The sequence below is a fragment of the Pseudoalteromonas arctica genome (genome assembly GCF_012927645.1).
Taxonomy (GTDB): domain Bacteria; phylum Pseudomonadota; class Gammaproteobacteria; order Enterobacterales; family Alteromonadaceae; genus Pseudoalteromonas; species Pseudoalteromonas arctica_A.
The window spans coordinates 121,802-133,152 of the sequence record NZ_JABBMT010000009.1 but is presented as its reverse complement, the minus strand read 5'-3'; the positions used below and the strand labels follow the sequence as shown (position 1 = coordinate 133,152).

At 40.5% G+C, this 11,351-nt stretch carries 12 protein-coding genes and 1 pseudogene; 7 read left to right on the top strand and 6 right to left on the bottom strand.

Going from position 1 to position 11,351, the window contains the following annotated elements:
• A partial coding sequence (gene tnpA, locus HHO47_RS08415) for an IS66 family insertion sequence element accessory protein TnpA (protein WP_169019890.1) occupies positions 1-197 on the bottom strand: 197 nt, incomplete at its 3' end.
• A 65-nt stretch (positions 198-262) separates the two neighbouring features.
• Here tnpA and HHO47_RS08410 point away from each other — a divergent pair.
• The 4 genes from HHO47_RS08410 (at position 263) to HHO47_RS08395 (ending at position 2,748) form a co-directional block, all read left to right on the top strand.
• Complete coding sequence (locus tag HHO47_RS08410) at positions 263-670, top strand: DUF6795 domain-containing protein (protein WP_169019889.1); 408 nt, start codon at positions 263-265, stop codon at positions 668-670.
• 1 nt (position 671) lies between these two features.
• A complete protein-coding gene (locus tag HHO47_RS08405; protein WP_169019888.1) occupies positions 672-878 on the top strand; it encodes a hypothetical protein in 207 nt (68 codons plus the stop codon).
• A 77-nt stretch (positions 879-955) separates the two neighbouring features.
• The gene (locus HHO47_RS08400; RefSeq protein WP_169019887.1) at positions 956-1,606 is read left to right on the top strand and encodes a DUF6795 domain-containing protein; all 651 of its coding nucleotides are present in this window, start codon (positions 956-958) and stop codon (positions 1,604-1,606) included.
• Entirely contained in the window at positions 1,603-2,748 is a 1,146-nt protein-coding gene (locus HHO47_RS08395) for a lipase family protein (protein ID WP_169019886.1), read from the top strand. The genes HHO47_RS08400 and HHO47_RS08395 overlap by 4 nt, the downstream gene beginning before the upstream one ends.
• Before the next feature lie 66 nt (positions 2,749-2,814).
• Here HHO47_RS08395 and aroC read toward each other — a convergent pair whose 3' ends face one another.
• Together aroC and prmB are read right to left on the bottom strand one after the other, a co-directional pair.
• Positions 2,815-3,912 (bottom strand): chorismate synthase, encoded by a 1,098-nt coding sequence (gene aroC / locus HHO47_RS08390; RefSeq protein WP_169019885.1) that lies wholly within the window; start codon positions 3,910-3,912, stop codon positions 2,815-2,817.
• A gap of 66 nt (positions 3,913-3,978) precedes the next feature.
• On the bottom strand, positions 3,979-4,914 hold the full coding sequence (gene prmB / locus HHO47_RS08385) for a 50S ribosomal protein L3 N(5)-glutamine methyltransferase (protein ID WP_169019884.1): 936 nt from the start codon (positions 4,912-4,914) through the stop codon (positions 3,979-3,981).
• A gap of 147 nt (positions 4,915-5,061) precedes the next feature.
• Between prmB and smrB the strand changes: the two are divergent.
• Together smrB and HHO47_RS08375 are read left to right on the top strand one after the other, a co-directional pair.
• Positions 5,062-5,621 (top strand): annotated as a pseudogene (gene smrB, locus HHO47_RS08380) (endonuclease SmrB).
• A gap of 37 nt (positions 5,622-5,658) precedes the next feature.
• Positions 5,659-6,582 carry an AEC family transporter gene (locus tag HHO47_RS08375; protein ID WP_169019883.1) on the top strand — a complete coding sequence of 308 codons (924 nt, stop codon included), beginning with the start codon at positions 5,659-5,661 and terminating at the stop codon, positions 6,580-6,582.
• A gap of 3 nt (positions 6,583-6,585) precedes the next feature.
• Here the strand turns inward: HHO47_RS08375 and HHO47_RS08370 are convergent, their stop codons facing one another.
• The 3 genes from HHO47_RS08370 to sixA form a co-directional block, all read right to left on the bottom strand.
• Entirely contained in the window at positions 6,586-7,323 is a 738-nt protein-coding gene (locus tag HHO47_RS08370) for an SDR family oxidoreductase (protein WP_169019882.1), read from the bottom strand.
• 196 nt (positions 7,324-7,519) lie between these two features.
• Positions 7,520-7,870, bottom strand: a complete 351-nt coding sequence (locus tag HHO47_RS08365) for a RidA family protein (RefSeq protein ID WP_169019881.1) — start codon at positions 7,868-7,870, stop codon at positions 7,520-7,522.
• 66 nt (positions 7,871-7,936) lie between these two features.
• Complete coding sequence (sixA, locus tag HHO47_RS08360; protein WP_211183656.1) at positions 7,937-8,407, bottom strand: phosphohistidine phosphatase SixA; 471 nt, start codon at positions 8,405-8,407, stop codon at positions 7,937-7,939.
• 181 nt (positions 8,408-8,588) lie between these two features.
• Between sixA and HHO47_RS08355 the strand changes: the two genes are divergently transcribed.
• Positions 8,589-11,309 (top strand): insulinase family protein, encoded by a 2,721-nt coding sequence (locus tag HHO47_RS08355; RefSeq protein ID WP_169019880.1) that lies wholly within the window; start codon positions 8,589-8,591, stop codon positions 11,307-11,309.
• The last annotated feature ends 42 nt before the right edge of the window (positions 11,310-11,351 follow it).

Here is an 11,351-nt window from a genome sequence, read left to right as displayed (position 1 = left end):
GGTTCGATAACATCGACGTGTTTCGTGACTTTTGCTCGAACAAAGCTGCCTGATGAGGCATTAAGCTTACTTCGTGCCGCATAAAAGCTTGTTTTTGATAAAGCATGTTGTTGGCAAAACTCAGTAAGAGTTAAATCGCTGGCTTGTTGTTCTTCGATAATGTTACGCCATTGTTCAAGGCTACGTGTTTTTCTCATGGCTATCTCCTAATTGAAATTCAGAAATAGCTTAATCGGTTTGACGAATTACTGGCAGGTGCACTTTGCTAGACGCTTACACTACAGATGAAGATGGGCGCTTTCATTTTCCTAAAAAAACAATTTTTTCCTCAATACCCAATAAGCTAATAGTTGAACATCGTATTTCGCAAGAAATTTTTATTGAAAAAGGCAGCACTTTAATTCCATTGTGGGTTGCAAACCAATCATCAATTAAAGAAATTCCCGAGTATAGTAAAAAATTAGCATTCCTAGAGTGTGAATTAACTAATAAACGCGTTGCTTTTGAATTTAAAAAAAATAATAACAAACATTTAAATTATGTAGCATCGAGTATTTGTCGTTGGGAAACCGACTATATGCCATTTTTGTTATATGACGGAGATAGACAGTTTATAATTAATAATGGTGATTTTAATAACTTAACTGAACGTAACATCAAGGAAGATTAACATGGAAAAAGTCCAAGCAGTATTACCGCCTAGCATTGCAGCGAGTGCCGCAGCAAGGGTTTATGATATTAGAAGCTCAACAAGTTTTAGCGGTGTTTTCCACCCAACATTTAGAGACAACTTTAAAATCACCAACAACCAAATAAGAGGCGTTAGTGGTGGCTTAATCAATCAACTCCTAAACCGCTATTTATTCCAAATCCTTTGATAGGCTAAAAAGGATAGTTAAACTTTACATTTTTTTATTTTTAATTAAAATGCTTAAAAAATACGCAAGGAATGCCTATGAGTAAATCAAGTTTTTTCTATAATCCCCGATTCATCATATTGTTTATAATTGCGTGTGCCATTATTTTTCCAGCCGTTAGTCAAGGAGCAGATATGTTTAGCTGGTTCAGAAAGAAAAAAGAAGTATTTTTAAGCCCTGAAGTCAATGGTGTAGTTACAAAAAATGGAACACCCATTGCAGACTTAGAAATAATACGTGCACTAACCTATATAGATGGGGTAGAACGCCGAGACACAGTGATTACAGATGAAGAGGGTCACTTCCATTTCCCAAAAAAAATAATATTTTCCTCTATTCCGAATAAATTAATTTCCGAAGACCGAGTACACCAGAAAATTGTTATAGAGCAAAATGATAATTCTATCATTGGTTTATGGGGAGCAACTCAGCCTGATATATACGAAATTCCTGAGTACACAGATAAATTAAAATTTCTAAATTGCGAACTTACTAACCCATTAGTGAGATTTGAATTTAAGAATAATATTAATAAGCACCTTAATAGAGTTGCGACAAGTATTTGCAGGTGGGAAGAGGATTATATTCCAACGTATATAATAGAAAATGGGGAAGCGAAATATAAGATTCATGATGGAAACTTTAAAATTTTAACTGATCGTTTTACAGGGAAGAGAGTAGAATTATGAGACAAACATTACCACCAAGTATCGCAGCGAACGTAGCGACTAGAGTCTACGATATAAAAAACAACTACAATTTTACGGAAGAATTTAGTATAGGCTTTTTAGATAATTTTAAAATAACAAACAACCAAATAAAAGGCATTAGTGGTGGTTTAATCAATCAACTCCTAAACCGCACTACAGGTTTCGCTTTGACTGCAGAAGGAGTATCACCACAATTTAAAGGCCACCATATTATTGGTGTTCGCGGTACTGTATTTACCTCATGCGCCGACTGGCTAACAAACCTAAACGTAGCCATTACCCACGGCCCTAAAAACTTAGAGGTTCATTCTGGCTTTGAAAAAGCCTTCACCAGCATGAAGCCGATGTTTGCAAGTTATGTCAAGCAGCATAAACCTAAATGTTTGCACCTTGTTGGCCATAGTTTAGGTGGTGCGATTGCCCAACTCACCGCTATATGGGCAAGTGAGCAAGGTATTCCCACTAATTTATATACGTTTGGTGCCCCGAGGGTAGTGCTGAATCATTCGGTACATTCAGCTGCACACAATATTGGCCAGTACCGAGTAACGCACGGTGCAGATCCTGTACCTTGTGTACCAGCTTGGCCGTTTAGTCATACCTCAAGCGAATATCAAACGGCGATGAATGAAGGATCTTTTTTTAATATTGGTGCACATTCCATGGAAAAAAGTGCACCCGGTTATGTCAATACTGTCGCTGCGTACAAAGATTATAAAAGCATGGCCAGCTCACTAAAAACCCTGCACTATAATCATACCGTTTTACAATATGCCCTGCGCTATAACGTGACATTCTCACTTAGATGGCAGCGAATTATTACTGATGGCTTAATTACTTTTTTAAAGAAAACCGGTCAATACGCCTTTGTCTCTGCGCAAGCAGGCGCCAGCGTTGGGTTAACTTTTTATGATATTTTAGCCCGCTGCTTATATGAATCAGTGGTTAAATTTGTCGAGCTCACTGAAGAGTTAAAGGGTTTAATTGGCCATATGCTTGCTTTTGTAGGTAAAGCCGCTTATGAAGTTAAAGAGCTCACAACGCAGTTTATACGTTGGGTGTTAGGTTTAATGATTAAAAAGCTCTATATGGTTGCAAAGCAGGCAATTGATCGTATTTAACTATCGCTAATTATAAAAACGCGGCGTCAACTATCAGCCGCGTTTATTATTTTGGGTGTAAAGCGCTTAAATAGCGCCTTTAATTGGCCCATGCTCATGATGAACATGCGGGTTTTGCCCGCGTTGGCGTAGTAAATGGTCCATTAATGTAATCGCCATCATGGCTTCGGCAATGGGGATTGCGCGAATGCCCACACAGGGATCGTGACGACCCTTAGTGATCATTTCCACCGCTTCGTTTTCAGTATTAATACTATTACCAGGAATAGTTATACTTGATGTTGGTTTTAGCGCGATTGAGGCGATAATATCTTGCCCTGTTGAAATACCTGCCAATACACCACCGGCATGATTTGAAGTAAAACCATCAGGTGTTAGCTCATCACGATGCTGCGAGCCTTTTTGCTCTACCACATCAAAACCATCACCAATTTCAACACCTTTTACGGCGTTAATGCTCATCAGGGAGTGTGCAAGTTCAGCGTCAAGCCTATCAAATACCGGTTCACCTAACCCAACAGGTACATTTTTAGCCACTACTTTTACTTTCGCACCGACTGAGTCACCTTGCTTTTTAAGGTCGCGCATATACTCATCAAGAGCTTCAAGTTTGCTAGCATCAGGGAAGAAAAACAGATTGTTTTCAACTTCATCCCAATCGTAACTTTGTGCTTTAATTGGCCCAAGTTGACTCAAACACGCGCGTACTTCAATACCATGAAATTGTTTTAGGTATTTTTTAGCAATCGCACCTGCGGCTACACGGATTGCAGTTTCGCGTGCAGATGAACGACCACCACCGCGATAATCACGCAATCCGTATTTATGCCAGTAAGTGTAATCGCCATGCCCTGGACGAAAAACGTCTTTAATTTTGCCGTAATCTTTTGAACGTTGATCGGTGTTTTCAATTAGTAAACCAATGCTGGTGCCTGTGGTTTTACCTTCAAATACACCAGAGAGAATTTTTATTTGATCGTCTTCGCGGCGCTGCGTGGTATAACGACTTTGCCCAGGTTTTCGACGATCTAAATCGATTTGTAAATCGGCCTCGGTGATTTCAAGGCCTGCTGGTGTGCCATCGACAACACCGCCGAGGGCGACGCCGTGGCTTTCGCCAAAGGTGGACACTTTAAATAACTGCCCTATGCTATTACCTGCCATTAACTTTCCTCATTCCTAATGACTACTAAGTACCGAGCCTAAGGCTCGGCTTTAATTTTTATCTGTTTAGTCAGCAAAATATGCAACGAGTTGTTTTTTGCTGATCACAAATACGCCAAGACCGCCTTGTTCAAATTCAACCCATTCAAACGCCGCACCTGGGTAAAGTGCATCCATATGTACCATAGAATTACCAACTTCGACAAATAACAAACCGTTATCAGTTAGATGCTCTGCTGCATCGCTCAATATAGTACGCGTTACATCAAGACCATCATGGCCTGATGCTAAGCCAAGCTCTGGCTCATGGTGGAACTCACGCGGTAAATCAGCCATGTCTTCAGCATCAACGTATGGCGGGTTTGCCACGATCAGGTCATATTTTTGCCCAGGTACACCGCTAAATACGTCAGATTGAATAGGTAACACACGATCGCTTAACTGATAGTCGGTGATATTGATATCCGCAACCTCAAGTGCTTCGTAAGAAATATCCACAGCATCAACTTGTGCTTCATCAAACGCTTGCGCCAGTGCAATGGCAATACAGCCAGATCCTGTGCATAAATCTAAAATACGGCTAACCGACTCAGGCTCTTCAAGCCACGGAGTAAAACGATTATTGATAAGCTCAGCAAACGGCGAACGAGGAATAAGTACGCGCTCATCCACATAAAATGGCATATTGGCAAACCAAGCAATATTTGTTAAGTAAGGTACTGGGGTAAAATCGTTAATACGCTCAGCAATTAAACCTGCGAGGCGGTTTTTTTCGGTGCTGGTTAACCGGGCATGCATTAATTCTTTTGGTGCATCAATGGGTAAACTTAATGCTGGAAGTAATAAGCTTACCGCCTCATCCCAGGCGTTATCTGTACCGTGTCCAAAAAAGATACCACTGCTGGCAAACTGGCTAGTCGTCCACCGTAGCCAATCGTGTAACGTTGACAGTTCTGCTACAGCTTCATCTAAGGTTGCTTCTTCTATTAATAATTCGCTCATATTCGTTATCTACCTGCTGCTTTAGAAAATATCTATTCAATCGAGGCGCAATTAAGGCCCCATGATTGCCCTATTGTAACGCTTTTTTACACAGTTTTTACTCTGTTTTATCTCGATTTCTAGCGTTTTTTTGTTTAGACTGCCGCTATGAAAAAAGATCCTCTCTCAAACGCAGATATTAGCATCGACGACATCGATATGTTTCGTCAAAGTATTAATGGTGCCCGTGTATTTAAACAAGACACGCATCGCTTTGCTAACAAACCTAAAATCTCACAAGCTAAGCTGTTTGCCCAGCAAAAAAAGCAACATCAGTCAGAATTTTTCTTCTCTGATGAATATGTGCCCGATATTGATACCAATGGCACAGTTAATTATGTTCAAGATGGTCAAGATCGCTTTTTAGCTAAACAGCTACGCAGAGGTGACTTTGTGCCTGATCTCACACTCGACTTGCACGGATTAAATAAAGAAGTAGCCAAAGATGAACTCGCAGGGCTGATCCATGAGTGCAAAAAAAAGCATTATTACTGTGCATGCGTTGTGCATGGCATTGGTGGGCATATACTCAGACACAAAGTGCCGCAATATTTAGTACAACATCCTGATGTCATTGCTATGCACCAAGCACCGCTTGAATATGGTGGTAAAGGGGGGCGGTACTTATTTTAATAAACTTACCACAAAGTGATGAATTTAGACGTTAAACGTTGCTAGCCATCTGCTTTTACAGGCCATAATTAAGTGCATATATTTTCAATAATCTTCCCGCTGATCTTCATTGTTGCTCTGGGTTATGGCTGTTGTAAGTTAAAATTTTTTCAACAGCAACACATTGCAGGACTGAGTAAGTTTACGTTTTACATCAGTTTGCCTGCGTTTTTATTTTTAAATATGTCGCAAATCGATTTACAGCAAAGCATTAGTTTATCTGCCTTTTTGAGTTTTTATATTCCAGTGCTACTGGTGTTTGCTTTAGGCATTTTAGTTGACCGTTTTTATTTAGCGAATCAAAAGAACTATCAGCAACATAGTATGTTTGGCTTAGCGGCCAGTTACTCAAACATGGTGTTGGTGGGCATTCCTATTATCATCGCCTCGCTGGGCAAAGAAATGATCGCCATCGCTTTTATGATCATTACCTTTCACAGTACATTACTGTTTGCACTCACTTACTTAATTGGTGCAAAGGGCAGCGAGCACGCATTTTCATGGTCAAATTTTGCTAAGAGCATGGTACTGAATCCAATTGTGTTGAGTATCGGCTGCGGGCTAATATTAAATGTCAGCGGCATTGTTTTGCTTGATAACCTAGCAAAGAGTTTAGAGCTATTAGCAACTCCCGCCATTGCCTGCGCGTTATTTGTATTAGGCGCCAACTTAGCGTTTTATAAAATTGCAGCTAATTGGCAACCTGCATTAACCGCCTCGCTAATGAAGATTTTGTTACTTCCTGCTGGGGTATTTTTAATCGGTGCATACGCATTTGAATTAGATAGAGAGATTTTAAATGTGTTAGTGCTATTAAGCGCTTCTCCTGTGGGTGTTAATGCCTACCTTATTGCCAGCCAGATAGGCCAACATCAAGTGACACTTGCCGGCGCGGTGGTTTTATCAACTGTATTGAGCGTCGTTAGCTTTAGTTTTTGGTTATCGGTATTGCTTTAACCTTTACAAACCGCCAGCTACATCAACAAAACTACCTGTGGTAAATGATGCCTGCTCAGAGGCTAAAAAGTAAATTGCAGCGGCAACTTCCTCAGGTTGGCCACCTCGACCCAATGGCAACTTATCTTTAAGACGATCTACCCGATTAGCTTCACCACCATCGCGGTGCATTTCAGTGTAGATTAATCCTGGACGCACTGAGTTAACGCGAATATTACGCTTAGCGACTTCTTTAGCTAAGCCAATTGTTAAGGTGTCCATCGCCCCTTTTGAAGCAGCATAATCTATATATTCATTCGGCGAGCCTGTTTTAGCCGCCCCAGATGAAATATTTACGATACTGCCGCCATTAGTCATGCGCTTAATCGCTTCACGACTGCATAAAAAAGCGCTTGTTACATTGGTGGTTAGCACTTCATTTATACGTGTGGCATCCATCTCAAGTAATGGCATTTGCGGTTTTAAAATACCTGCATTGTTTATCAGCACATCTAGTTTGCCAAATAGCTCGTCTACTTTTGTAAATAGAGTCAGCACTTGTGTTTCTTCAGACACATCAGCTTGTACTATTTCAGCTTTGACGCCAAAACCACGTACCTGCAGCGCTATTTTTTCAGCGCTGCGTTGATCCGCTTTATAGTTAATACAAACAGCATAACCTTGCTGTGCAAAGTGAATAGCAGTTGCGGCGCCAATGCCACGGCTAGCGCCAGTTATCAGTACCACAGGATTAATATTCATAGTGCTTCCTTGTGTTGGTTTTTATAGACTAGTTTATGCAACAAAGAGCAGTTTGGTTATTGTTTTAATGTTTTGTAACACTAGGTTGGCGCAATCATTTGCATCGACTTCATTGTCACAACAAGCAGGCAGTGTTTGCAATGAACGGCCTGTCGCTTTATTAAAAGCACCAATCAGCCGCTCAATAGCGTGCTGATTACTTAAGTGCGGCAACAACTGAAATCTCAACTAACAAGGCATCGCGTGCCATTTTAGCTTCAACACATGCACGTGTAGGTGCATGCCCTTGTGGTACCCATGTATCCCAAACCGCATTCATATCGGCAAAGTATTCCATACTTTTTACGTAAATAGTGGCACTGAGCATATGCTCTTTAGAACTACCCGCTTCGTTAAGTAATAGCTCGACTTTATCAAGCATGGTCTGTGTTTGTTCGGTGATGTTTTTTTCTGCGTCAGCACATACTTGGCCGCATAAATACACGGTGCCATTGTGCTTAACGATGCGGCTCATTCGCGCACCAGTTTGCAAGCGTTCAATTGTCATAAATATATTCTCTAAGTTAATTCATCTAAATCTAGCAAATTAACTTATTAAATAGTATCAATAACTTTAGATATTGGCTGGAGCGTGAATACTTAAATATTGGCTTTGATGGCGACTTTCATCGTAACTCAATACGGCAACCGCTCCAGTGTTAAATATCGGCATATTCCCAATGCTTAATTGATCGACTAAATAACTAACTATTGGCATATGAGCTACTACCAACCAGGTATCACATTGTGGGTGCATAGCAATGAGTATTTCTAGATAATCGGCGGCAATTTGTGGGTTGCCTTCAGGAATTATATCGCTACAAGTTTCTTCGAATAAAAAAGCATTATGCTTTTTTACCCCTTCAGCAGTTTGCTGAGCACGAATGTAAGGACTTACCAATAATGCCGTTGGGGTATGCGTTGCTTGCAACCATAAACCCATTTTTTCGGCCTGTTGTTGGCCAACCGAGGTCAAATTTCTACTTGCATCGTCAGCTTGCATCGGTGTTGCTTCGCCGTGGCGCATTATTAAGATTGTTTTCATAAAAAATCAACCGATTAAAGAATATAAAACAGTAGCCAGTTTGCCCGTTTGTCCGCTATATTAAAACAACGTTACACATTTTCGCTTATGATATTCAGGTAAAAATCGCCCAGCAATTTAATCGCAGCCCTGAAGGTATCATTGTTGTTAACGAGTAAACTTAACGTTTCAGGAGCATCATTTGAATATCAGCCGCAATGATAACAGAACATACCGTGCCCTCACACTGGACAATGGTCTAAAAGTTCTGTTAGTGCAAGATAAAGATTCAACTAAAGCTGCTGCATCGATGGCCGTGAATGCGGGTCACTTTGACGACCCTGTTGATAGACAAGGGCTCGCGCACTTTTTAGAGCATATGCTTTTTTTAGGCACAGACCAATTTCCGGAATCCGGCGGGTTTGGTAATTTTGTTTCCCAATCCGGTGGCAACACCAACGCATGGACCGGCACCGAGCACACTTGTTATTTCTTCGATATTAACAATCAAGAGTTTGCACCAGCACTGAGCCAATTTAGCCGGTTTTTTATTGCACCTTCTCTCAACCCTGCCGAAACTGAAAAAGAACGTAACGCCATTGATGCAGAATTTAAATTAAAAATAAAAGACGATGGCCGACGCATCTATCAAGTACACAAAGAAACTGTTAATCCAGCTCATCCTTTTGCTAAATTTTCAGTGGGTAACCAGCAAACCTTAGCGGATCGTAATGGCTGTGTGAGTACAGAGTTGCGAGATTTTTTTGAACAGCATTATCAAGCTCAGTGGATGAGCTTAGTGATCTGCGCTGATGCAGAAATTGACACTATGGCGCAATGGGTAACTACATTATTTAATGATATTAAAGGTCAGCAGCAACCAAAACCAATGATCGAGGCATCGCTTTATCGTGCACAAGATCTTTGCAAAGTGCTGCATATAGAGCCGCATAAGCATATGCAAAAACTCATAGTCAGTTTTGCGATGCCAAATATTGATGATTTTTATCGCCATAAAACGGTTAGTTTTATTGCGCATTTATTAGGGTATGAAGGGCAAGGGTCGCTTTACTCTATTTTAAAAACGCAAGGTTGGATCAACGCTCTGTCTGCTGGCGGTGGCATTAACGGTAGCAACTTTAAAGATTTTAATATCAGCATGGCATTGACCGATGAAGGAATTGAATACTATGAAGACATCGTTGAAATGGTGTTTGAATATATTTGTTTAATTAATCAAAGCATCGATAAATTACCGCGCTTATATCAAGATAAAAAAAATCTATTACAAATCGCCTTTGATAACCAAGAAAAAGCCCGCTTAATCGATTGGGTCAGTAATTTAAGCATTAACATGCAGCACTACGATGAAGCCAATTATGTGCAAGGTGACTATCTCATGGATGGTTTTAATCAAACGGCTCATGAAACTGCAATGCAATGGTTAACGCCGCATAATATGCGCTTAGTGTTGATCCACCCTGATGTTGAACCTGAGCATACTACTCAGTGGTATCACACGCCCTATCGGATCGAAAGTATTTCTCGCTGTTGGCTGGAAGCGCTGTGCGAAATTAATACTCCACTACCAGAAATGCTATTACCTACAGCAAACCCTTATTTAACCAAAGAAGTGTCATTGTATGAGGTTGAGCAGCCACAAAGTCACCCACAACTATTAGTAAAAGAACCTGGCTTTGATTTTTGGTTTAAACAAGACAACACTTTTCGAGTTGCCAAAGGGCACTTTTATTTGGCGATGGATTCTGACTTTGCTGTTAAAGATATCAAACACATGGCACTTACTCGTCTATTTGCCGACTTATTTATGGACAGTGTTGCAGAACAATTTTATCCAGCAGAATTAGCTGGTTTAAGTTATCACTTAACCTCACACCAAGGTGGCTTAACCTTACACACTGCGGGGCTCTCCTCTAGCCAATTAGAATTGGTTGATGAATTACTTCAAGCGTTATTTAACGTCGATATTTGCGCCAAACGTTTTGCAGAGTATAAAAAACAGTTAGTCCGCCATTGGCGTAACAGCAATCACAATAAACCCGTAGGTGAATTATTTAGCGTGCTGGGTGCAAAAATAATGCCGTGGAATCCAGAGCCAGAGCAGCTTGCTGTGGCACTTAAAGATACCAGCTTTCATCAGTTTAATTGTTTTCGTCGCGAATTTTTTAACGCCTTGCATGTAGAGTCATTTTTGCACGGTAATTGGCGAGAAAGAGATGCCATTGAGTTTCAAAAAAAAATTGCTCACCACTTAGCTAAATCAGCCACGATTGAAGATCTAACCCGTCCGTTATTTGAAATAGACAAAATAACCCGCTCGCAACTAACCCTAAATTGTAGCGATAACGCGATGGTTATTTATTACCAAGCACAAACCGATGACGTAGTTGAAAAAGTAAAAATGATGGCGCTAAACCATCTTATTAATCAAGATTACTTTAATGAAATTCGTACCAAACAACAGTTAGGCTACCTAGTGGGCGCAGGTTATGCACCCTTTAATACTCGTGCGGGCATCGCCTTTTACGTGCAGTCACCTAACTACAGTGCAACCGCGATTTTTGAGCGTCATAATGCGTTTCTTGAGCAGTACCTTGGTTCATTACAGCTATTAAATGAAGAGCAATGGCAGCAACAAAAACATGGCTTAACTACTCACATTGCAGAAAAAGATAAAAACCTCCGACTGCGTTCACAACGATTGTGGCTTGCCATTGGTAATCAAGATCATCACTTTCATATGCAACAAAAGTTGTTAGAAGCATTGGAAGACCTTAGTCTTGCGCAGATAGTTACTTATATTCGCGAGACATTTGCAGAACATAGACCAAGATATGAGCTACTAAGCGTACCTAAAACAAACAAAACGTCAAAAAAGCTGATTTCTTCTCATTCTCTTTGACACAACACCGTGCTTCAATTAGATTATCAAGTGCAAAATACA